Genomic DNA, 21,808 nt, shown 5'->3' with positions numbered 1-21,808 from the left:
GCTAAAGGCAGGACGGAATGGCCCGACTTCTCAGCGTCAATATCGGCCGGCCGGAGCATGTGCCCGGTCATCACGCGCCGACCGGGATCATCAAGCGTCCGGTCGACGGGCCCGTTGAAATCGGCAGGCTCGGACTCCTTGGCGACGCCATCATCGATCGCAAGTACCACGGCGGGCCGGATCAGGCCGTCTACATCTACCTGCAGAGCGATTACGACTTCTGGGCCGGGGAACTGGGCCGAGTACTCGAACCAGGAACGTTCGGCGAAAACCTGACGATATCCGGTGTCGACGGAGGGCGGCTTTCGGTCGGCGACCGCTTCGCGATCGGCTCCGTCCTGCTCGAAGTCACCTCGCATCGCACGCCATGCAATACATTCGCGGCGCGGATGGGCGACAGGACCTGGGCCAAGCGTTTCTTCAAGGCAGGACGGCCCGGCGCCTATGCCCGGGTGCTTCAGGAGGGAGCCCTTCAGGCCGGACAACCGATCGAATACACATCCTTTATGGGTGAGCCGGTCCTGGTCAGTGATCTTCTGGCGCTGGAAGGCAAGCGGGACATCGAGATCGATATGCTGAAGCGCGGATTGGCTTCGCCGATTCATCCGAAGATCCGCGCGGATTTCGAAAAGCGCTTGGCCGCGTTGGCCTGACGCCGCGCCTCGTCGGTTGACGAGCCTGCGAAGCCATTGTAATAACCAGTCAGTTATATAACTGACTGGTGATGGATGCTGGCTTCGGCAAATCTGGACGTGACCTTCGCGGCTCTGGCGGACCCCACCCGCAGGGCGATCCTTGCCCGGCTCGCCTCCGGCGACGCATCGGTGACCGATCTGGTCAAACCGTTTTCGATGAGCCAGCCCGCGATCTCCAAGCATCTCAAGGTGCTCGAACAGGCCGGGCTGATCTCTCGAGGTCGGGACGGTCAACGGCGGCCGTGCCGGATCGAAGCGAAGCCGCTCGAACAGGCCAATGCGTGGCTTGAGAGCTATCGGGCGCTCTGGGAGGCGAATTTCCAGCGCCTCGACGCGTTGCTCGACGACCTGAAGGCCACAAACACCGGGAGCGATTCATGAAGAGGCTGACGATCACGGCGCAAGCCGATAGAGAGCTTGTGATGGAGCGTATCTTCAAAGCTCCGCGCCAGCTGGTCTTCGACGCCTATACCAAGCCCGAATTCATCAGGCGCTGGCTGCTCGGACCGGATGGATGGTCGATGCCGGTCTGCGAGGTCGATCTGCGGCCTGGGGGCAAGTACCGGTATGTCTGGAGGAACGACGAGAGCGGGCAGGAGATGGGCGCCGGTGGCGTCTACCGTGAGATCGATCCGCCGGGACGGCTGGTCAACACCGAGCGTTTCGACGATCCCTGGTATCCGGGCGAGGCTCTGCTGACGACGACGTTCACCGAAAAGGACAGTACGACCGAGTTGCGCGTCACCATCCTCTACGAATCGACAGAGGCGCGCGACACGGTGCTCAACAGCCCGATGGAGAGCGGCGTTTCCGCTAGTTACGAGCGGCTGGACAGCATCCTCGCCGAATTGCCGGCCTGAAACGAAAACAGGAGCCGAAAGGCTCCCGTTTCTTCATCGCGCGAAGCGAATTCGATCAGCTGTTCTTGCCCTTGCGGCGCAGGCGAACGACGACGTCAACGCGGGCGATCTCCATGCCTTCCGGCGCCTCGGGCAGACCGTCGAGGGTGATGTGGTCGCCGTGGATGTCCATCAGCTGGTTTTCGCCCTCGATCAGGAAGTGGTGGTGATCGGAGACGTTCGTGTCGAAATAGGTCTTGGCGCCGTCGACCGCGACTTCGCGCAGGAGGCCAGCCTCGGTGAACTGGTGAAGCGTGTTGTAGACGGTCGCGAGCGAGACGGGGACGCGGGCGCGCATCGCCTCTTCATGCAGGATTTCCGCCGTCACGTGACGGTCGCCTTTGGCGTAGAGCATGCGGCCGAGCGCGATTCGCTGACGTGTCGGGCGCAGGCCGACGCCGCGCAGCAGGCCGCCGACATCGCGCGCAACGCAGGCGCTGGGGCGAAGCCCGCAATCCAGGGTCTTGTTGGATGCCTCGTCGGCCATTCGCTCAATTCCACTCTTCAAACAAGGAAAATCCGCCCGAGGCGGAGATCGATTAAATTCACAGTATCAAAACAGGTGTAAGGCCCGCAAGCATTTCTGGTATGCCACCGCTCCGCGCGGTTAAGCGAGCAGGTCTTTGTGCTCGATAACGCGACCAACCGCGTCGAACTGATAGACCATCGGTCTCCCGGTTTCGAGTTCACGGGCGACGATGCCGTCCGGACTCAGGCCTTCCAGGACCATGATCAGTGCGCGCAGCGAATTGCCGTGCGCCGTGACGATGACGTTCTTGCCCGAGAGGACTTCCGGCAGGATCTCGCGGACATAATAGGGGAGCGTGCGAGCGAGCGTGTCGCGCAGGCTTTCGCCACCGGGTGGCGCCACCGCAAACGAGCGGCGCCAGGTGTGGACCTGTTCCTCGCCCCAATTTTTCGCGGCCTCTTCCTTGTTGAGCCCGCTGAGGTCGCCGTAGTCGCGCTCGTTCAGGGCGATGTCGTACCGGATCGGGATGCCGGTCTGGCCGAGTTCCTCGAGAATTAGATTCAGCGTGTGTTGGGCGCGGACGAGCTCGGAGGTGAAGGCGAGGTCGAAGCGATATCCGTCGTGCTGGAGCCGTGCGCCGGCCTTCTTCGCCTCTTCGATGCCGAGTTCGGTCAGGTCCGGATCTTTCCAGCCCGTGAACAGGTTTTTGAGGTTCCACTCGCTTTGGCCGTGGCGGACAAGGACCAGAGTACGCTCCATCGGTGACCCTTTCAGACGTCCGCGAGGCCGAGCACGTCGGCCATGGAATAGTGACCCGGCTTTTTTCCGCGCCCCCAGAGCGCAGCCCGGACGGCTCCGTTGGCGAAGATCGCGCGGTCCTCAGCCTTGTGGCTGAGTTCGATGCGTTCACCGGGACCGGCGAGAATGACTGAATGTTCGCCGACGACCGACCCGCCGCGCAAGGTGGCAAAACCAATGGCACCCCCGGGCCTTGCGCCGGTATGGCCGTCCCGGCTCCTAACCGAGGAGGACGACAGATCGATGTCGCGGCCCTCGGCCGCGGCCTCCCCGAGAAGCAGTGCGGTGCCAGACGGCGCATCGACCTTGTGGCGGTGATGCATTTCGAGAATTTCGATGTCGAAGTCCGGCAAAGCGGCTGCGGCGCGCTTGACTAGTGCCGCCAGGAGATTGACGCCGAGGCTCATATTGCCGGAGCGGACCAGGACGGCATGACGGGCGGCGGCATCGAGCTTGTCGAGATCGGTCTCGACAAGGCCGGTCGTGCCGATGACATGGACGATGCGCGCCTGGGCTGCCAGACTAGCAAAGGCAGTTGTCGCGGCCGGGGACGTGAAATCGAGCACACCCTCCGCCGCGGCAAAGACCGGCAGCGGATCGTCAGTCACCTTGACGCCACCCGGAGGCAGGCCCGCCAAGATGCCTGCATCCTGGCCGATTTCCGACGAGCCTTGGCGCTCGATTGCGCCCGCCAGTACCGCGCCGGGGGTCTCGGTGATGGCGCGGATCAAGGCGCGGCCCATCCGGCCCGCCGCCCCGACCACCACAAGACGCATGTCACTCATCAAAATTTCCTAGCCGGCCAGCACTTGTTGGGTCGCACAATCTCAGGGCTCATAGCCCGCGACAACCACGAATTCGGCTTCGCAGTTCCCGTCGCGCTTTTTCTTGGCGTCTTGGTAATCGGACGAGTTCCAGGCGGCGAGCGCCGCTTCGTAGCTTTCGAATTCGATGACGACGTTGCGCTCGCGCGCATCGCCCTGGACCGCATCGAACTTGCCGCCGCGAACGAGATATTTGCCGCCATGTCCCTGAACGATGCCGGCGCTGATCGCGGCGTAGTCCTGGAACCCGTCCGGATTGGTGACCGTCAGCCGGCCGATCCAGTAACCCTTTGCCATGGCGTTTCCTTTGTTATGCGGCGCGCGTCAAAGCGCGACCGAGATTTCCTGAACGATCGCTTCGGCCGATGCCTTCGGGTCGGGCGATGCCGTCACCGGACGGCCGACGACGAGGTAGTCGACGCCGGCGGCGATCGCTTCGGCGGGGGTGAGCGTGCGTTTCTGGTCGCCGGTCGCGGCGCCAGCCGGGCGGATGCCGGGCGTGACAATCGCCATGGACGAGCCGGCGACGTCGCGGACGAGAGAGGTTTCCGCCGCCGAGCAGACGACGCCGTCGATGCCGATGGTGCGGGCCTGTTCGGCGCGCAGCCGGACGAGGTCGCGGATGGCCAGCGCATAGCCCGCCTCGGCGGCGTCCTGGTCGTCATAGGAGGTCAGGACGGTCACGGCGAGGAGCTTCACCTGGGCGTCGCCCCGGCCCTCGATGGCCGCGCGCATGGTCTGCGGATAGGCGTGCACGGTAAGGAAGGTCGCGCCGATCTTCGACAGGCTAGCGACGCCGCGGGCGACGGTATTGCCGATGTCGTGCAGTTTGAAATCGAGAAAGATCTGCTTGCCCTCGCCGGCCAGCCGCTCGGCGAGCGGGAGGCCGCCGGCGAAGCCGAGCTCGTAGCCGATCTTGTAGAAGGTGACGCTGTCGCCGAGTTCCGCGACGAGTCGCGAGGCGCGTTCGACGTCCGGAATGTCGAGGGCGACGATCAGCCGGTCGCGGGCGGGTATTTGGCTCACGCGGCGTACCGCTTCGCGTTGGCGACAAGGGCCGAGAGCGTGTTCGCGGCGACCTTCGCCGTCGGGCCGATCAACTCGCCGTTCTCGTCATAGGCCTTCGAGGCGCCCGAGACCGCGACCATCTCCGGCTGGACCATGGCCGCGCAGCCGAGCTCGAGGACGTGGCGGGTGTGGATCAGGCTGCGATAGCCGCCGCGCGGACCGTCGGAGGCGGCGCCGAGTGCGAAGATGCGGTTCTTATAGGCCGAGCCGCGATCGACCCGCGAGACCCAGTCGAGCGTGTTCTTCATCAGCGGCGTGATGCCGGCATTGTATTCCGGCCCGGCGATGAAAATGCCCAGGTGCTGGCTCATCAGGAGCGCGAAAGCCTGGCCGCGCTCCGGAACGCCCTCGCGCGCTTCGAGGTCGCCGTCATAGAGCGGCATCGGATAATCGCGGAGGCTGGCATGCGTTACCTCGGCGCCGAGTTCGGTCAGCTTCCGCGCCACATAGGCCGCGAGCGTCTCGTTGAACGAGCCGGTGCGCAAGCTGCCCGCGAAAACGAGGATTTTCGGGCCAGCCATGTACGCACGCCTCCGAGAATATTCCTCAAGGTTTACGCGGAGGGAAGACGGTAGGTCCAGACCCTTGCCGGGGGAATATTGCGCCAAACGACTGGACTGCCTTCGGCATTGGCGTCGCCGATGGTGAGAAGCGGGATAGGTGGCGCGACCGAATAGGTGAATTGGCTAAACGGCGCGCCCGGCTGAGTCAGCGCCAGACAATGGCGCAGCAGGCGAACGCGGCGCGGCACCGGCTGCGTCAGCAGCGGCAGGCTGGAGACGACGCCCGCAAGCGGTGTGTCGAGCACGCCATGAAGAACACCACGGACGTTGTAGGCATCGCCCTGCAGGATCGTGGCGCGCGGGAAACGGTTTCGCAGCAGTGTCACAAAGCCCGGGTTATACTCGATGAGTAGAAGCCGTTCCTCGGGCACCCCGCGCTCGATGAGGGCTTCAGTGACCGGTCCCGTGCCGGGTCCCAGTTCGAGTATCTGTCCATCTCGGTCCGGATCCATAGGCGCCGCCATCATGCGGGCGAGCGCTTTTCCGGACGGGCTGACAGCGCCTATCGAAAGTGGCTTTTCGAGCCACGAACGAATGAAGCGCGCCTCGTCTTGAAAGACCGGTTTCTTCTGGCGTTCGGCGAGGGGTGCTGGGCGAGGCATGTCTTATCGCGGATGTGAACAGAACTGACGCGCTCCGGGTTCCATCCGCCCGGACGCCGCGTCGCAACTCCGTTGTTCCTCAGCCGCCGAACAGGTCCTTCACCTTGGCGAAGAAGCCAGATGACTCGGGATGGTTGGCTTCAGATGAAGCCTGCCGGAATTCCTCGAGAAGTTCGCGCTGCCGTTTGCTGAGGTTCTTCGGAATCTCGACGTCGACCTGGATATAAAGATCGCCGAATTCGCGCGAACGCAAGACCGGCATCCCCTTTCCTTTAAGGCGAAACTGTTTTCCGGGCTGCGTTCCCTCAGAAATCTTCAGTTTCGAGCGCTCTCCGCCAATAGTCGGTACCTCGATTTCGGTGCCGAGAGCGGCCTCCGACATCGCCACCGGGACCCGGCAATAGAGATCCGCCCCGTCCCTCTGGAAGAAGGGATGTTCCTCGATCGTGAGGAAGATGTAGAGGTCGCCCGACGGACCGCCGCGCAGGCCGGCTTCGCCCTCGCCGCCGAGCCGGATGCGGGTCCCCTCCTCGACGCCTGCCGGGATGTTGACCTGGAGCGTGCGCTCGCGTGTCACACGACCCGCGCCCGCGCAGGCATCGCAAGGATCGTCGATCGTCTCGCCGCGGCCGTGGCAGGTCGGGCAGGTGCGCTCGAGCAGGAAGAAGCCCTGGCTCGCACGGACCTTTCCGGCGCCTCCGCAAGTGTGACAGGTGTGCGGCTTCGAGCCGGCCTTGGCGCCTGAGCCGCTGCATTTCTCGCAGGTGACCGGCGTCGGCAGCTTGATCTGTGCAACCTTGCCATTGAAGGCGTCCTCGAGCGTGATCTCCATGTTGTAGCGGAGATCAGAGCCGCGCTCGCGGCCGGACGAGCGTCCGGCGCGGCGTCCGCCGCCGCTCATCATGTCGCCGAACATGCTCTCGAAGATGTCCGACATCGAGGCGCCGAAATCGTTGCCGAAGCCGCCGGCACCCATGCCGCCGCCGTTCTCGAACGCCGCGTGGCCGAAACGGTCATAGGCCGCACGCTTCTGCGGATCCTTCAGCGCCTCATAGGCGGCATTGATTTCCTTGAATTTCGCCTCGGCGGCAGCATCGCCCGGATTGCGATCCGGATGGCATTCCATCGCGAGCTTGCGGAAGGCCGATTTCAGCTCTCCATCCTTGGCGGTGCGATCGACACCGAGCGTTTCGTAAAAGCAGCGCATGGCCATCGGTCAGTCTTCAGCCCCAAAAACAGAAAACCCCGTCCGGAGACACGCAAGACGCATCTCGCCCGACGGGGCCTGCAAAGGATGTGCCCCGTCCGCAGTCGCGGATTCCACGTGGTGCGGACGGGCGCGCATCGTCAGTTCCGGCGAGCTATTACGCCGACTTCTTGTCGTCGTCGACTTCCTCGAAGTCGGCGTCGACCACATCCTCGTTCGGGCCCTGCGAGGCGCCGGAGGCGCTCTCGCCACCTCCCTGGCCGGCCGCATAGGCGGCTTCGCCGATCTTCATCGAGACCTGCATCAGGGTCGCGGTCTTGGCGCGGATGTCGTCGACGTCCTCGCCCTCGAGCGCGGTGCGGAGTTCCGCGATCGCGCCTTCCGCTGCCGACTTGTCGGCCGCCGGGACCTTGTCGCCGAGATCGGCGATCGATTTTTCGGTTTGATGGACAAGGCTCTCGCCCTGGTTCTTGGCCTCGACGAGCGCGCGGCGCTTCTTGTCCTCTTCGGCGTGTGCCTCGGCTTCCTTGACCATCTTCTCGATGTCGGAATCCGAAAGACCGCCAGAGGCCTGGATGCGGATCGCTTGCTCCTTGCCGGTCGCCTTGTCCTTCGCGGTGACGTTCACGATACCGTTGGCGTCGATGTCGAACGTGACCTCGATCTGCGGCGTACCGCGCGGCGCCGGCGGGATGCCGACGAGATCGAACTGGCCGAGCGCCTTATTGTCGGCCGCCATCTCACGTTCGCCCTGGAAGACGCGGATCGTGACCGCCGTCTGGCCGTCCTCGGCCGTCGAGAAGGTCTGCGACTTCTTGGTCGGGATCGTCGTGTTGCGGTCGATCAGACGAGTGAACACGCCGCCGAGCGTCTCGATGCCGAGCGACAGCGGGGTCACGTCGAGCAGGAGCACGTCCTTGACGTCGCCCTGGAGAACGCCGGCCTGGACGGCGGCACCGATGGCGACGACTTCGTCCGGGTTGACGCCCTTGTGCGGCTCCTTGCCGAAGAACTGCTTCACGATCTCCTGGACCTTCGGCATGCGGGTCTGGCCGCCGACGAGGACCACTTCATCGATGTCGGACGCCGACAGGCCGGCATCCTTCAGCGCCTTGCGGCACGGCTCGACGGTCTTCTGGACGAGATCGTCGACCAGAGCCTCGAACTTGGCGCGGGTCAGCTTCAGCGTCAGATGCTTCGGGCCGGAGGCATCGGCCGTGATGAACGGCAGGTTGACCTCCGTCTGCTGGGCGGACGACAGCTCGATCTTCGCCTTCTCGGCCGCCTCTTTCAGGCGCTGCAGCGCGAGCTTGTCGTTGCGCAGGTCGATGCCCTGCTCCTTCTTGAACTCGTCCGCGAGGTAGCCGACAAGGCGGTTGTCGAAGTCTTCGCCACCGAGGAAGGTGTCGCCGTTGGTCGACTTCACCTCGAACACGCCGTCGCCGATCTCGAGGATCGACACGTCGAAGGTGCCGCCGCCGAGGTCGTAGACCGCGATGACGCCGGAATTCTTCTTGTCGAGGCCGTAGGCAAGCGCCGCCGCCGTCGGCTCGTTGATGATGCGGAGAACCTCAAGACCCGCGATCTTGCCTGCGTCCTTGGTCGCCTGGCGCTGCGCGTCGTTGAAATAGGCGGGAACCGTAATGACGGCCTGCGTCACCGGCTGGCCGAGATGGGCTTCCGCGGTCTCCTTCATCTTCTGCAGGGTGAAGGCGGAGATCTGGGCGGGCGAATATTTCTTGCCCTCGATCTCGACCCAGGCGTCGCCGTTGTCGCCCTTGACGATCTTGAACGGAGAAAGATTGCGGGCCTTCACGACCTCGGCGTCGTCGTAGCGACGGCCGATGAGGCGCTTCACCGCGAAAATGGTGTGTTCCGGGTTGGTGACCGCCTGGCGCTTGGCCGGCTGGCCGACGAGGCGTTCGCCATCATCGGTGAATGCGACGATCGAGGGCGTCGTGCGCGCGCCCTCGGCGTTCTCAATGACTTTGGGCGTCGAGCCGTCCATGACGGCGACGCATGAATTGGTCGTTCCGAGGTCGATGCCAATGACCTTGGCCATGTGTCTGTTCCCTTCTCTTAAGCGAGACCATGATCGGGCCCCGAAGCGGCCCGGGTTCGAAGCCCGGCCCGTTTTCAGCAAACGGGAGGCCGGTCCCCTTGAGCCGCGCCCTCTGCGCAGCGATGGCAGCTATATAAGAAGGGTCAATTTGGCCGCAAGGAGCCTCATCAAGCCTCTGTGATGAATCCCATCACGCTTCCTGCTGGATGCACTCCAGCGCGCGGGTCAGTACGAGCTTCACTTTATCGCGTGTTAGTGCGCGAAGATCCTTCTCGCCGAGCTGCGAGCTGACATGCATCGGGAAGTTCATGTTGATGACCGTCGGTCCCTTGCCACCATCGCAGGAGATGCAAACGGATGCTGTATTGCCGACGAGATCGACCTGCAGGTTCTTCATGACATAGCTGGTCATGCGCGTTTCCTCCGGGCCTCTGACGTGCCCTAACTATAAGAGAAAGCGCAAAAAAGCCGCTCGGCAAGAGGGCAGATCGTAGAATGGTGAGCGGCGAGATATTATTGGCCCCCGGAGCACGCTATGTGCCCGGATTCCTTGACCGATCGGCGCAAGAAAAGCTTGTCGATGACTTGCGAGCCCTGCTGCGCGAAAACCCCTTGTTCCAGCCGCGCATGCCGAAAACCGGCAAACCGTTCTCGGTTCGCATGACGAATCTCGGTGCGCTTGGGTGGGTGTCGGACGAAACCGGCTACCGCTATCAGGCCGAGCATCCAGATACCGGGCGGCCGTGGGCCGCTATGCCGGAGGTCGTGCGGAATACCTGGGACAGACTCGCGGATTATCCTCATCCGCCCGAGGCATGCCTCGTGAACTGGTACGATGAGGGTGCGCGAATGGGTCTGCACCAGGACCGCGACGAAGAGGATTTCCATGCGCCGGTCGTGTCGCTGTCGCTGGGCGATACGGCGGTGTTCCGAATCGGCGGACAGGATCGCAAGCACCCGACGCGCTCGATTCGTCTGGAAAGCGGCGACGCCTTCGTGCTCGGCGGAGCGTCCCGGCTTGCTTTTCACGGTGTGGACCGGGTGATCGCCGGTTCGTCGAGCCTCCTGCCGCAGGGCGGAAGGATCAACCTGACGCTGAGGCGGGTTACGAAGCCCGCTTGAACGGCAGAAGGTCGGTCGGTCCGGCATCCACGAAAGTCAGATCCGACAAATCGTCCTCGATGAAGAAGACCGCATCGTTCTCGTCGACGATGGTGACGTCGGTCCCGAGCCGCAGAGCGAGGGCGGCGGCCACGTGCAGCGCGGTCGAAAGCCGCATGTCGCGGATGTCGAGGTCGGGCCGATAGCTCGCCGGCGGCGTGATCGAAGCCGTGGCGCCCGATCTGCTGATCGTGACGCAAACTTCGCCAGGATCGGAGTGATTCCTGAGATTGAAACGCGGCATGGCCTAACCCTCCGCTGCTGCGACATTTTGTCAATCGCGCAGCGAAGGATTTGATCCCGCCCAATAAATCCAGAGTTAACGAGCCATTAAGGGTCTGATCAGGCCGATTTGTCGATTCCGGCGCCTTCGCCGTTGGCGGCGGCCTTGGGCCCACCCTTCGACACGCCGACCATGGCCGGACGCAACAGGCGACCGGAAATGGCGAAGCCCGGAACGACGACCTGGACGACGCTCCCCGAGGGCTGGTTCGGATCCGGTACCTCGAACATGGCCTGATGCAGGTTCGGATCGAATTTCTCGCCGGGCGCGGGTTCGATCTTGGTGACGCCGTGCTTGGCAAGTGTCGACTGCAATTCGCGGCCGGTCATCGCGACGCCCTCGACGAGCGATTTCAGCGCAGGATCCTCGTCGTCGGGGGGAACGGCGCTCAGCGCGCGATCGAGATTGTCGGCGACGCTGAGGAGGTCGCGCGCGAACGTCGAGACCGCATAGGCCTTGGCGTCGGCAACCTCGCGCTCGGTGCGTTTGCGCAGGTTCTCCATCTCGGCAAGCGTGCGCAGAACGCGGTCGCGCATTTCCGCGTGCTCGGTCTGGAGCCGCGTGAGTTCGTCCGGCTGCTGCTCGGTCGCGGTCTGCTCGTTTTCGGGCATGGCCTCGGTCCGCTCGTCGCGGTCGTCGATATCGCTCTGTGTCATGGTGGTCCGGATATCAGGCGGGTTGTCGTGAAAATCAAGCGCTACTCGCCGGAACCCAAAAGCGAGCCGGCGACGCGGGAGCGTTCCAGGAGATAAAGATAGACCACGACCGCGACCGCGAAGAGCAGAAGATTCAGGACGAACGAGATCAGCATGAGGTCGCCTCTGAATTGATGATCGAGCAGGAGAGCGCGCATGCCCTCGAAGACATAGGTCGGAGGCATGGTCCAGGCCGCCCATTGCAGCCATTCGGGCATGATCGAGACGGGATAGTAGACCGCGCAAAGCGGCATCAGGATGAACATCAGCGTCCACGCGAGCCCTTCGGCGCCGAGGCCGTTCCTGAGGATCAGCCCGGAGACCATCAGGGACAAGGCCCAGCTCGTCAGGATCAGATTGGCGAAGAAGGCGGCGAGCGGCAGACCCATCGACCAGAGATTGAAGCCGAACAGCGGCCAGGCGATCAATGTCACCGGAACGACGCCAATGACGAGCCGGATCACGCTCATGATCGCGAGCGAGGCGATGAACTCCGCCGGACGCAGCGGGCTCATCATCAGATTGCCGACGTTTCTCGCCCACATCTCCTCGAGGAATGAGATCGAGAAGCCAAGGCCGCCGCGGAAGAGAATGTCCCAGAGGAGGACTGCGCCGAGGAACGTGCCAGCGGCGAGGGCGACGCGGCCCGAGGCCTGTCCGACATAGACCTGGAGGAAGCCCCAGGTCAGCATCTGCACGGCTGGCCAGTAGACGAGTTCGAGAAGGCGCGGCCAGGACGAACGGAGCACATACCAATGGCGCATTACCATGGCGCCGATCCGGGCGGGCGAGAAGCTGGGCGAGGTTGCGAGGGTCATAATGTTTCCGCCAGTGCGGCAGCCTTGGCGCGGCCGCGGGCGACATCAAGGAAGACCTCTTCCAGCGTGTCGCGGCCGTAGCGTTCGAGAAGCTGATGAGGCGTGGCGTCGGCGACGATCTTGCCCTTGCGCATGAAGATCACGCGATCGCAGAGTCGCTCGACCTCGTTCATGTTGTGCGAGGCGAGGAGGATCGTTGCGCCTTTCTCCTCGCGGTGGCGTGCGATGCGGGCCCTGACCCAATCGGCGGTATCCGGATCGAGCGAGGCGGTCGGCTCGTCGAGGAGAAGCACTTCCGGATCGTTGATCAGCGCCTTGGCGAGGGAAACGCGGGTCTTCTGACCCGCCGACAGGCGACCGAAGGGCTGGTCGATGAAATCCAGGAGATCGAGTTCGTCGGCGAGCGTCGCGATCCGGGCCACGATGTCCGGCACGCCATAAAGCCGGGCGAAGACCAGCAGGTTCTGCCGCACGGTGAGGCGCCCGGGCAGGTCGACATAGGGGCTTTCGAAATTCATCCGGTGCAGAACGCGATAACGGTCACGCATCATATCGGCGCCCAGCACCCGGACGGAGCCGGAGGTTGGTCGGAGCAGGCCCATGATGCTGGAGATGGTCGTGGTCTTGCCGGCACCGTTGCCGCCGAGCAATCCGACCACGCTGCCGGACGCGATCGACAGATTGATGCCGTCGACGGCGGTGGTGCGGCGGTAGACTTTGACGAGGTTCTCGACCTCGATGGCGGGTGGCGGGGCGTGCATCGGACGCGCTCTGCGGTGAACGGAGCCGTCTATCTAGGCCGGGAGGGGCGAATAATCGAGACTCGACGCTCTTTCCACGACGGAGCGCGGTGAATAGAAGGCGCTCATGATGATCGATCTTCAGGCTCGCGACACCGTCACGCCGACCCATCGCCGGCTGCGCCTCGACACGCTCATCAAGCTCCGCTGGCTCGCCATCGTTGGCCAGACGCTGACGGTGCTCGGCGTCTATTACGGATTCGGCGTCGAGCTGCCGCTCCTGGCCTGTCTCGCGGTCATCGCGGTGTCGGCGATTCTGAACGTGCTCCTGCGCGTGGCCTATCCGGTCACCGAACGTCTCGATGCGATGCGGGCGGCGCTGATGCTCGGTTTCGACATCGTGCAGTTGGCGGCGCTGCTCGCACTGACGGGCGGGCTCGACAATCCCTTCGCGATCCTCTTCCTCGCGCCGGTGCTGATCTCGGCGACCAGCCTTCCGCCGCTGCCGACGACATTGCTTGGGCTGCTCGCCTTTGCGCTGGTCAGCGTACTGACCGTCTCTCACATGCCGCTGCCGTGGCCGGAACAGCGCTTCGACCTGCCGACGCTCTATGTGGTCGGCGTCTGGACGGCGCTGTCGCTCGCGCTCGGATTCATCGGCATCTACGCCTGGCGCGTCGCGGAGGAGGGCCGGCAGTTGTCGGAAGCGCTCGCCGCGACCGAACTCGTTCTTGCCCGCGAGCAGCACATCTCGGCGCTCGATGGCCTTGCCGCCGCTGCCGCGCATGAGCTCGGCACCCCGCTCGCCACGATCCGCCTCGTCGCCCGCGAGCTGGAACGCGCGGTGCCCGACGGACCGATGAAGGACGATGTCGTGCTGCTGCGCGAACAGGTCGACCGCTGCCGGGAGATTCTGCAGAAGCTGACCTCGCTGCACGAGGAAGACGCACCGCACGAGCACATGACGATTCGCCATCTGATCGAGGACGTGGTCTCGCCGCACCGCGAGTTCGGCGTCGCCATCGAGATCGTGGCTGAAGGCGCGGGCAAGGAACCTGCGCTTCGACGCAATCCGGGCGTGCTCTACGGGCTCGGCAATCTGGTCGAGAACGCGGTCGACTTCGCCAATGAGAGGGTCCGGATCGACGCCGGCTGGAGCGGCGATCGGGTGACGATCGCGATTTCGGACGACGGCCCGGGCTTCCCCTACGACGTGTTAGCGCGCCTGGGAGATCCCTATCTCACGACCCGCAGCGCGCGGCGATCGGAGGAAGATCATGAGCGCCCGGGTCTCGGTCTTGGCGTATTCATCGCTAAGACCCTGCTCGAACGCTCCGGGGCCAAAGTCGAATTTGCCAATGGAGAGATCGGCGCGCTGGTTTCGATCAGCTGGCCGAAATCCGCTTTTGCGTTAGCCAAACACTGAAGCAATTACAGCCCGCTCTTGTGTGATGGGCCTTTTGGGCAGTACATGCGCACATCGCGCTGGTCTGCGCTGAGGACCCGAAAATGACTGATGACGCGCCGAACGGCGATCTTTCCTTACTCATTGTCGACGACGACAAGGCCTTCGTTCAGCGCCTCGCGCGCGCCATGGAGAGCCGCGGCTACAAGGTGGCCGTTGCGGAAACCGTGAAGGAAGGCCTGCAGCAGGTCGACGCCCACGCCCCGAATTTCGCCGTGGTCGACATGCGCCTCGGCGATGGCAACGGCCTCGATGTGATTTCGGCTCTGAAGCAGCGCCGTCCCGACGCTCGCGGCATCGTGCTGACCGGCTACGGCAACATTGCCACAGCCGTGACCGCCGTGAAGCTCGGGGCGATCGACTATCTCGCCAAGCCGGCCGACGCGGACGAGATCCACGCCGCGCTGATGGCGCTGCCGGACCACAAGCCGAAGCCGCCGGAAAATCCGATGTCGGCGGATCGCGTCCGGTGGGAGCACATCCAGCGGGTCTATGAGCTCTGCGGCCGCAATGTTTCCGAGACGGCGCGCCGTCTGAACATGCATCGCCGCACGCTGCAGCGCATCCTCGCGAAGCGCGCGCCGCGCTGATGATCGATCGCCCCCGCTACGATCCCCGCAAGGCCGCCGAGGCGGCCTTCAAGTCCGCAACGACGAAGCCGGCCCCCGGGCCGGTTTCGGCTCCGTCCGTGCCCGGCGCCAAGGAAATGGTGTCGCTTCGCATCGACAAGGATGTGCTCGAGCACTTCCAGGCCGACGGAGCGGGTTGGCAGGACCGCATCAATGCTGCTCTAAGAGCGGCAGCGGGCAAGTAAGCCCAAAATTTCAACGCGCGGGAAATGACGACCGGTCTCCAGGGCCGGCGTCTTCGTTATGCCGGCGCTCGTTTTCTCGAATCTGCGCGGCAAATCCCAATGGCCTTTCCATCTACCCATCCTTCTCTCGCCCGCGCCCTCGCGGAGCGGGAATATATCGAGGCGACACCGGTCCAGTCCGCCGTGCTGGCCGACAATGCCGCCGACCGTGATCTCCTGGTCTCGGCGCAGACCGGTTCCGGCAAGACCGTTGCCTATGGCCTCGCGATCGGCGGGACGCTTCTCGGCGAAGCGGAGCGGCTCGATTTCGCGACCCTGCCGGTCGCCCTGATCGTCGCGCCGACGCGCGAACTCGCGCTGCAGGTCCATCGCGAACTCGAATGGCTCTACAAGCCGGCCGGCGGCCGGATCGTCGCCTGCGTCGGCGGCATGGACCCCAAGGTCGAGCGGAGAAAGCTCCAGTCCGGCGCCCACATCGTCGTCGGCACGCCGGGCCGTCTTCGCGACCATATCGAGCGCGGCGGGCTCGACGTCTCGCAACTCCGGGCCGTCGTCCTCGACGAGGCCGACGAGATGCTCGACATGGGCTTCCGCGAGGATCTCGAATTCATCCTCGAGACCACGCCGCGCGAGCGCCGCACCCTGCTGTTCTCGGCCACCATGCCGCGCAGCATCGAGACCATGGCGAAGCGCTACCAGCGCGACGCGATGCGGATCGAGGTCAAGGGCGACAGCGGCGGCCACGCCGACATCGAATATCGCGCGGTCCGCATCGTGCCGAACGAGATCGAGCACGCGGTCGTCAACCTGCTCCGGTTCTTCGAGGCGCCGAGCGCCATCATCTTCTGCAATACGCGTAACGCGGTGAGGCATCTCCAGACGACGCTGCTGGAGCGCGGCTTCTCGGTGGTCGCGCTGTCGGGCGAACTCAGCCAGAACGACCGCAATCACGCGCTCCAGGCGCTGCGCGACGGCCGGGCCCGGGTCTGCGTCGCCACCGATGTGGCCGCGCGCGGCATCGACCTGCCCAATCTCAGCCTCGTCATCCATGCCGAACTGCCCAGCGACCCGGAGGTGCTCCAGCACCGCAGCGGCCGCACCGGCCGCGCCGGCAAGAAGGGGACGAGCGTGCTGCTCGTCCCGCTGTCGCGGCGCCGCAAGGCGGAGGGCCTGATGGCGTCCGCCCGCGTCGTTCCGGTGTGGAGCGGCCCGCCGACGGCCGAGGAAATCCTCGAACTCGACCAGCAGCGCCTGATGCAGGACCCGATGCTTCAGGAAGCACCGGCCGAAGAAGACATCGCGATGGCGCAGACGCTTCTCGTCAGCCGCTCGGCCGAGGAGATCGCCGCCGCGCTTGTGCGGGTGTGGCGCTCGCAGCTTCCGGCGGCGGAAGAAGTGTTCGATCCCGGCGATCGGCGCGACTCCCGCGACCCGAGGCAGGAACGCGCTCCGCAGGAAGCCCGCCCGCAGCGCGAACCGTTCGCGAACGGCGCGTGGTTCCATATGCGCATCGGCCGGCGCGAGAACGCCGATCCGAAATGGCTGCTGCCGATGCTCTGCCGGCGCGGAAACGTGACGCGTCAGGAGATCGGCGCGATCCGCATCTTCGAGCGCGAGACCAAATTCGAGGTCGCGGCCTCCGCGGCCGACCGGTTCGCGCATGCGGTGCGCAAGGCGGACGGCGATATCGAGATCGTGCCGCTGCGGGACGGCGGCGCTGCCGCGCCCACGGAACGGCCCGCGAAGCAGGGGCCGCGCCCGAAGCGCGAGGAGCATGCGAGGACGGATCGCCCCGCGCGGCCGCCGCGCAAGGACTTCAAGCCGGGCGAGCGGAAGGAATTCCAGCCGAAGCCTGCGAAGAAAAAGCGCCGCCCGCCGCCGGCGAGGTGACGCTACCCCGGATCGCCGCGCGCTTCGCGCACTTGTCCGGGGGACGGTTACATCAGCTCGCGATCCATTTCCGGGTCGCACAGCGCGTGGAACCGCATCGCGGTCGTGTGCGCGAGATGCAGCGCCATCATCCTGCGCGTCGCGCCGGCGAGCGGATGTTCTTCCGGCTCGCGCAGGACCTGCGCGCCGTAGCGGTCGGCGAGGATGAGCCCCGCTTCCTCGGGAAGGATGTCGCGCGGAAAGCGTGGATCGACGGCGAAATAGAGGCGGTCGCAATGGGCGCGGTAATCCTCCCATTTGTGGTCGGCCTGGTAGTCGGCGAGGCAGGATTTGATCTCGACGATCCAGATGCGGCCGCGCGGACAGACGGCGACGAGGTCGGCTCGGCGTCCGGAGGCGAGCGGCAATTCCGGCACGCAGGCGAGGCCAAGCGAACGCATCAGCCGCATCGTGCCGCGGGCGATGTCGGAAGCGGCGGGGGACTGCCGCCCGTCCGGGCGGAGACGGTCGCCGGGTGCGAGCCCTGAAAGAATCTCGTTTTGTTCCATTCGGTAACCAAACCCGCTCGGCGACGGGTTGGCAAGTTGTTCCCTTGGGGAAGGAGCCCGCCGGAACGGGCTCCTTGATGATCAGTGGTGCTGGTGTCCGACGTCGGTTTTTGCGTCCGGGCCCTTGGCGCCCATGGAATCGACCTCGAATTCGATATCGACGCGGCCGGCCTTTTCGAAGACGAGGGTCGCGGGAACGCGCTCGCCCTCGGCGAGACCCTCCTTCAACCCGACCATCATCAGATGCAGGCCGCCGGGCTTCAGCGTGACGTCGCCGCCGGCCGGAATCTCTAGAGGGCCGACGGGACGCATCTTGGCGACGCCATTCTCGACCGTGGATTCATGGACCTCGACCTTCTGCGCGGCGGCGGTCTCGATCGATACCAGGCGATCGGCGTCAGTGCCGGAATTGTGGATCGAGAGATAGCCGACGCCGGTCGTGGCGGAGGGGGGTGTCTCGCGTGACCACGGGTGGCTGATTTCGAGCGTGCCGGCCTTGTAGCCGTGCGCGAAAACAGGTGTCGCGAGAAGGAATGCGGACAGGATTAGGCCGCGGCGGCGGCCATTGAGAAACGACATGATTGAACTCTCCGGAAATGAGAATGCGCGGAGGGCCGCGCGTTTGATCGGAGGGTTCAGACTGGCGGAGCGCGGGCCGATTGCGGGCCGAGGCCTGCGTTCCGCAGCGAGGGAGCATCCAACTGGACGCCCCGGGCGATCTCGATGAGAACCGGACGGGAGAGAGCAGAGGCGTGCACCTCAATCGGAACGATGCCACCGCCGAAAGTGCAGCCTGCGAGACAGCAGGTGTCGTGGCCGGGCCGGTTGTTCGCGGGGATCTGGGTCTGCCCGGGCGCTGAGCCCCGGCAGATCTCCATCGCAAACGGGCTGTTGATGGCTTCGGCCGCGCGTGCGCCGAGCGCCATCGGCTGGAGCACGAGGACCCAGCCGAGAATGCAGCGCAGCAGCACCAAATGAAGCGGGGCCATTCTCATGGCCCCGCTTCTACGCCTAATTCTCGCCGTCGCAACCGTGACTAGTCGTCGTCGTGAGCGGCCACGGCCGTCTGGACCGGCGGATGGGACGGACGCAGCTTCTCGCCGAGCATGCGGATCGTCACGTAGAACACCGGGGTCAGGAACAGGCCGAGCACGGTCACTCCGACCATGCCGAAAGCGACCGCCGTGCCGAGTGCCTGGCGGAGTTCCGCGCCCGCGCCCTTGGCGATGGCGAGCGGAATGACGCCGAACGTGAAGGCGAGCGAGGTCATCAGGATCGGGCGAAGGCGCTGGCGGCAGGCTTCGACGACGGCCGGCACAATGGCCTTTCCTTCGTCTTCCTGCTGTCTGGCGAACTCGACGATCAGGATGGCATTCTTTGCGGCTAGGCCGACCAGAACGACAAATCCAATCTGCGTCAGAATGTTATTGTCCTGTCCCCGCAGCATCACGCCGAGCAGCGCGGCAAGCACCGACAGCGGCACGATCAGGATGATCGCGAACGGCAGTGACCAGCTCTCGTATTGCGCGGAGAGAACGAGGAAGACGAACAGCACGCCGATCGCGAAGATGAACACCGGATTGCCGGCGCTTCTCTCCTGGAAGGCGAGCTCGGTCCATTCGAACGAGACTCCGGGCGGTAGCACCCGGGCCGCGATCTGCTCCATCTTATCGAGCGCCGTACCAGACGAGATGCCGGGCACCGCCTGCCCCTGGATGGACACCGAGGTGTAGAGGTTGTGCCGGTTGACGGTGTAGGGGCCGGTATCGTCGCGGAGCTTCACCAGCGTGCCGAGCGGGACCAGCGCGCCGTCCGACGAGCGGACCTTGATCTGGGTGATGTCGGACTTGGCGATGCGGTATGGGCCGTCGGCCTGTGCGTTGACCTGGAACGAACGTCCATAGGCGGTGAAGTCGTTCACATAGGCCGAGCCGATGAAGACCTGCATGGCTTGGAAGATGTTCCCGATCGGAACGTTCAGCTGCTGGGCCTTCTCACGGTCGATGTCGACGTAGACCTGCGGCGCGCGTGTGTTGAACGTCGTGAAGACGCCCATCAGGGTTGGCTCCTGCGCGGCGGCCGCAATTACCTCGCCGGCGGCCGCTTCGAGCGAGCGGATGCCGACATTGCCGCGATCCTGCACCTGCATGTTGAAGCCGCTGCCATTGCCGAGCCCCTGAACCGAGGGCGGTCCGATGACGATGACGAAGGCTTCCTCGATCGCGCCCATCTGCTCCTGCAGCGAGGCGATGATCGAGTTCGCGGTCTGGCCCTTCGGCACGCGCTCTTCGAACGTGTCGAACGGCGTGAAGATCGCCGCCGCGTTCGACGCTGCGGTGAAAGTCGCGCCGGAGAAACCGGCGATGCCGACCGAATGCGCAACGCCCGGAGTTTTCTGCGCGATTTCGGAGATGCGGCGCACCACCTCGTCGGTTCGCTGGAGCGACGCCCCCTCCGGCAACTGCACGGCAATGATCGCGTAGCTCTGGTCGCTCTGTGGGATGAAGCCAACCGGAACCCGGCCGAACACGAAGATCGTCGCCGCGACCAGAACGCCATAGATGCCGAGCATGATGACCTTGTGGCCGACAACGCCGCGGACGCCGTGCGAGTATTTCAGCGACAGCCAGTCGAAACGCCGGTTGAAGGCGTCGGCCGCGCGCCCGAGCAGATTGCGGTGTCCGCCGTGCTTATGCGGCTTCAGCAGAAGCGCCGCGAGGGCAGGCGACAGGGTCAGCGAATTGAAGGCCGAGATGACCGTTGCGCCGGCGATGGTCAGCGCGAACTGCTTGTAGAACTGACCGGAAATGCCGGGGATGAAGGCGGTCGGCACGAACACCGCGGACAGAACGAGCGCGATCGCGATGACCGCGACGCCGACCTCGTCCATGGTGATGTGCGCCGCTTCACGGGGCGATTTTCCCTCGGCGATGTTTCGTTCGACGTTCTCGACCACCACGATGGCGTCGTCGACGACGATACCGATCGCGAGGATCAGGCCGAACAGGGTCAGCATGTTGATGGAATAGCCGAAGGCCGCCATCATCGCGAAGGTGCCGACCAGCGAGACCGGGATCGCGAGGATCGGGATGATCGCCGCGCGCCAGGACTGCAGGAAGATCAGGACCACGAGTACGACGAGCGCAATCGCTTCCCAGATCGTGTGCGTCACCGCCTCGATCGAGTCGGCCACGAATTCGGTCGGGTTATACGCGATGGCGTAGTCGAGGCCCTGCGGGAAGTCCTTCTTGAGACGCTCCATCTCCTGGATCACGGCCTCCGACGCCGCGAGTGCGTTCGAGCCCGGGCGCTGGTTGATGCCGAGACCGATCGAATAGCGGCCGTCGAGATATGAGTTGGTGGCATATTGCTGCGCGCCGAACTCGACACGCGCCACGTCTTTCAGTCTCAAGAGGCGGCCCTGATCGGCCTTGATGATGACCTGCTGGAACTGCTCCGGCGTGCGGAAACGTCCCTGGGTCGTCACCATGACCTGGAAATCGGTGCCCTGTGGTGACGGGGGCTGGCCGAGCGAGCCGCCCGAAACCTGGACGTTCTGCTCCTGCAAAGATGCGACGACCTCGCCTGCGCTCAGGCTGTACGACGCGAGTTTCTGCGGATCGAGCCAGACGCGGAGCGACAATTCGCGGGCGCCGAAGACGAAGATGTCGCCGACACCGTAGAGGCGTGCGAGCCGGTCGCGGATGTTCAGGAAGGTGTAGGTCGAGACATACAGCTCATCGAGGCTGTTGTCCGGCGAGAACATGTTCACGACCATCAAGAAGTCGCTCGACGACTTGTTGACCGTGATGCCGAGGCGGCGCACGTCTTCAGGCAGGCGGGGTTCCGCCTGGTTGACGCGGTTCTGGACCTGAACCTGCGCGATATCGAGGTCGGTGCCGATCTCGAAGGTGACGGTGATCTGCAGCGAGCCGTCCGACGTCGACTGCGAGGACATGTAGATCATGTTCTCGACGCCGTTGATCTGCTGTTCAATCGGCGTTGCCACCGTCTCGGAGATCGTTTCGGCGTTTGCGCCCGGATAGGTCGCGTTGACCACGACCGTCGGCGGTGCGATCTGCGGATATTGGGCGATGGGAAGCTGCACCAGCGCAACGACGCCGATAACCACCATCACGATCGAAACGACCGCCGCGAAGATCGGGCGGTCGACGAAGAAATGACCGAAGCGCATTTGTTCCCCTGT

At 64.6% G+C, this 21,808-nt stretch carries 26 protein-coding genes; 8 read left to right on the top strand and 18 right to left on the bottom strand.

Features of this window, described 5'->3' with window-relative positions:
- The first annotated feature begins 17 nt into the window (after positions 1-17).
- From ACFPFW_RS16045 to ACFPFW_RS16035, 3 genes are all read left to right on the top strand, one after another.
- Positions 18-653: an MOSC domain-containing protein gene (locus tag ACFPFW_RS16045; protein WP_114958349.1), complete on the top strand. Its 636-nt coding sequence runs from the start codon at positions 18-20 to the stop codon at positions 651-653.
- 75 nt (positions 654-728) lie between these two features.
- A complete protein-coding gene (locus ACFPFW_RS16040) occupies positions 729-1,076 on the top strand; it encodes an ArsR/SmtB family transcription factor (RefSeq protein WP_114958348.1) in 348 nt (115 codons plus the stop codon).
- Positions 1,073-1,555, top strand: coding sequence for an SRPBCC family protein (locus tag ACFPFW_RS16035; RefSeq protein ID WP_114958347.1), 483 nt, complete (start codon positions 1,073-1,075; stop codon positions 1,553-1,555). Before ACFPFW_RS16040 ends, ACFPFW_RS16035 begins: the two co-directional genes overlap by 4 nt.
- A 55-nt stretch (positions 1,556-1,610) precedes the next feature.
- On the opposite strand, the gene irrA is transcribed toward ACFPFW_RS16035, so the two are convergent.
- From irrA to ACFPFW_RS15985, 10 genes are all read right to left on the bottom strand, one after another.
- On the bottom strand, positions 1,611-2,081 hold the full coding sequence (irrA, locus tag ACFPFW_RS16030) for an iron response transcriptional regulator IrrA (RefSeq protein WP_114958346.1): 471 nt from the start codon (positions 2,079-2,081) through the stop codon (positions 1,611-1,613).
- Positions 2,082-2,201: 120 nt separating this feature from the next.
- Positions 2,202-2,822, bottom strand: coding sequence for a 2,3-bisphosphoglycerate-dependent phosphoglycerate mutase (locus tag ACFPFW_RS16025; protein ID WP_114958345.1), 621 nt, complete (start codon positions 2,820-2,822; stop codon positions 2,202-2,204).
- An 11-nt stretch (positions 2,823-2,833) separates the two neighbouring features.
- Positions 2,834-3,646, bottom strand: a complete 813-nt coding sequence (dapB, locus tag ACFPFW_RS16020; protein WP_114958344.1) for a 4-hydroxy-tetrahydrodipicolinate reductase — start codon at positions 3,644-3,646, stop codon at positions 2,834-2,836.
- 42 nt (positions 3,647-3,688) lie between these two features.
- Positions 3,689-3,982, bottom strand: coding sequence for a DUF1330 domain-containing protein (locus ACFPFW_RS16015; protein ID WP_114958343.1), 294 nt, complete (start codon positions 3,980-3,982; stop codon positions 3,689-3,691).
- 27 nt (positions 3,983-4,009) lie between these two features.
- Positions 4,010-4,711, bottom strand: coding sequence for an orotidine-5'-phosphate decarboxylase (gene pyrF / locus ACFPFW_RS16010; protein WP_114958342.1), 702 nt, complete (start codon positions 4,709-4,711; stop codon positions 4,010-4,012).
- The gene (locus ACFPFW_RS16005; protein ID WP_114958341.1) at positions 4,708-5,274 is read right to left on the bottom strand and encodes an NADPH-dependent FMN reductase; all 567 of its coding nucleotides are present in this window, start codon (positions 5,272-5,274) and stop codon (positions 4,708-4,710) included. Before ACFPFW_RS16005 ends, pyrF begins: the two co-directional genes overlap by 4 nt.
- A gap of 32 nt (positions 5,275-5,306) precedes the next feature.
- Positions 5,307-5,918: a class I SAM-dependent methyltransferase gene (locus tag ACFPFW_RS16000; protein WP_114958340.1), complete on the bottom strand. Its 612-nt coding sequence runs from the start codon at positions 5,916-5,918 to the stop codon at positions 5,307-5,309.
- Positions 5,919-5,997: 79 nt separating this feature from the next.
- Positions 5,998-7,131, bottom strand: coding sequence for a molecular chaperone DnaJ (dnaJ, locus tag ACFPFW_RS15995; protein ID WP_114958339.1), 1,134 nt, complete (start codon positions 7,129-7,131; stop codon positions 5,998-6,000).
- A gap of 151 nt (positions 7,132-7,282) precedes the next feature.
- Positions 7,283-9,187, bottom strand: a complete 1,905-nt coding sequence (gene dnaK, locus ACFPFW_RS15990; RefSeq protein ID WP_114958338.1) for a molecular chaperone DnaK — start codon at positions 9,185-9,187, stop codon at positions 7,283-7,285.
- A 190-nt stretch (positions 9,188-9,377) separates the two neighbouring features.
- Positions 9,378-9,599 carry a hypothetical protein gene (locus tag ACFPFW_RS15985; RefSeq protein WP_114958337.1) on the bottom strand — a complete coding sequence of 74 codons (222 nt, stop codon included), beginning with the start codon at positions 9,597-9,599 and terminating at the stop codon, positions 9,378-9,380.
- An 83-nt stretch (positions 9,600-9,682) separates the two neighbouring features.
- Here ACFPFW_RS15985 and ACFPFW_RS15980 point away from each other — a divergent pair, with 83 nt between their 5' ends.
- Positions 9,683-10,309, top strand: a complete 627-nt coding sequence (locus tag ACFPFW_RS15980; protein WP_379771575.1) for an alpha-ketoglutarate-dependent dioxygenase AlkB family protein — start codon at positions 9,683-9,685, stop codon at positions 10,307-10,309.
- On the opposite strand, the gene ACFPFW_RS15975 is transcribed toward ACFPFW_RS15980, so the two are convergent.
- The 4 genes from ACFPFW_RS15975 to ACFPFW_RS15960 form a co-directional block, all read right to left on the bottom strand.
- Positions 10,293-10,592, bottom strand: a complete 300-nt coding sequence (locus tag ACFPFW_RS15975) for a hypothetical protein (protein WP_114958336.1) — start codon at positions 10,590-10,592, stop codon at positions 10,293-10,295. The genes ACFPFW_RS15980 and ACFPFW_RS15975 overlap by 17 nt on opposite strands.
- Positions 10,593-10,690: 98 nt before the next feature.
- Positions 10,691-11,287 (bottom strand): nucleotide exchange factor GrpE, encoded by a 597-nt coding sequence (gene grpE, locus ACFPFW_RS15970; RefSeq protein ID WP_114958335.1) that lies wholly within the window; start codon positions 11,285-11,287, stop codon positions 10,691-10,693.
- A gap of 41 nt (positions 11,288-11,328) precedes the next feature.
- Positions 11,329-12,144, bottom strand: a complete 816-nt coding sequence (locus ACFPFW_RS15965; protein ID WP_379771572.1) for an ABC transporter permease — start codon at positions 12,142-12,144, stop codon at positions 11,329-11,331.
- Positions 12,141-12,905, bottom strand: a complete 765-nt coding sequence (locus ACFPFW_RS15960; RefSeq protein WP_114958334.1) for an ABC transporter ATP-binding protein — start codon at positions 12,903-12,905, stop codon at positions 12,141-12,143. The genes ACFPFW_RS15965 and ACFPFW_RS15960 overlap by 4 nt, the downstream gene beginning before the upstream one ends.
- A 106-nt stretch (positions 12,906-13,011) precedes the next feature.
- On the opposite strand from ACFPFW_RS15960, the gene ACFPFW_RS15955 reads away from it, so the two are divergent.
- From ACFPFW_RS15955 to ACFPFW_RS15940, 4 genes are all read left to right on the top strand, one after another.
- The gene (locus ACFPFW_RS15955; protein WP_379771569.1) at positions 13,012-14,310 is read left to right on the top strand and encodes an ActS/PrrB/RegB family redox-sensitive histidine kinase; all 1,299 of its coding nucleotides are present in this window, start codon (positions 13,012-13,014) and stop codon (positions 14,308-14,310) included.
- Between the two features lie 83 nt (positions 14,311-14,393).
- The gene (locus tag ACFPFW_RS15950) at positions 14,394-14,939 is read left to right on the top strand and encodes an ActR/PrrA/RegA family redox response regulator transcription factor (RefSeq protein ID WP_114958333.1); all 546 of its coding nucleotides are present in this window, start codon (positions 14,394-14,396) and stop codon (positions 14,937-14,939) included.
- Positions 14,939-15,163, top strand: a complete 225-nt coding sequence (locus tag ACFPFW_RS15945) for a BrnA antitoxin family protein (protein ID WP_114958332.1) — start codon at positions 14,939-14,941, stop codon at positions 15,161-15,163. The genes ACFPFW_RS15950 and ACFPFW_RS15945 overlap by 1 nt, the downstream gene beginning before the upstream one ends.
- A 99-nt stretch (positions 15,164-15,262) precedes the next feature.
- Positions 15,263-17,053, top strand: coding sequence for a DEAD/DEAH box helicase (locus tag ACFPFW_RS15940; protein WP_114958331.1), 1,791 nt, complete (start codon positions 15,263-15,265; stop codon positions 17,051-17,053).
- Positions 17,054-17,100: 47 nt separating this feature from the next.
- Here ACFPFW_RS15940 and ACFPFW_RS15935 read toward each other — a convergent pair whose 3' ends face one another.
- The 4 genes from ACFPFW_RS15935 to ACFPFW_RS15920 form a co-directional block, all read right to left on the bottom strand.
- A complete protein-coding gene (locus ACFPFW_RS15935; protein WP_114958330.1) occupies positions 17,101-17,601 on the bottom strand; it encodes an MmcB family DNA repair protein in 501 nt (166 codons plus the stop codon).
- 81 nt (positions 17,602-17,682) lie between these two features.
- The gene (locus ACFPFW_RS15930; RefSeq protein WP_114958329.1) at positions 17,683-18,180 is read right to left on the bottom strand and encodes a copper chaperone PCu(A)C; all 498 of its coding nucleotides are present in this window, start codon (positions 18,178-18,180) and stop codon (positions 17,683-17,685) included.
- Between the two features lie 56 nt (positions 18,181-18,236).
- Complete coding sequence (locus tag ACFPFW_RS15925) at positions 18,237-18,590, bottom strand: hypothetical protein (protein WP_114958328.1); 354 nt, start codon at positions 18,588-18,590, stop codon at positions 18,237-18,239.
- A 47-nt stretch (positions 18,591-18,637) separates the two neighbouring features.
- On the bottom strand, positions 18,638-21,796 hold the full coding sequence (locus ACFPFW_RS15920; protein ID WP_114958327.1) for an efflux RND transporter permease subunit: 3,159 nt from the start codon (positions 21,794-21,796) through the stop codon (positions 18,638-18,640).
- Positions 21,797-21,808 lie beyond the last annotated feature (12 nt).

Origin of the sequence: Flaviflagellibacter deserti (assembly GCF_042652085.1) — a bacterium.
Taxonomy (GTDB): domain Bacteria; phylum Pseudomonadota; class Alphaproteobacteria; order Rhizobiales; family Methylopilaceae; genus Flaviflagellibacter; species Flaviflagellibacter deserti.
Note: the sequence above shows the minus strand (reverse complement) of the source record. Positions and strands in the feature narration are given on the sequence as shown.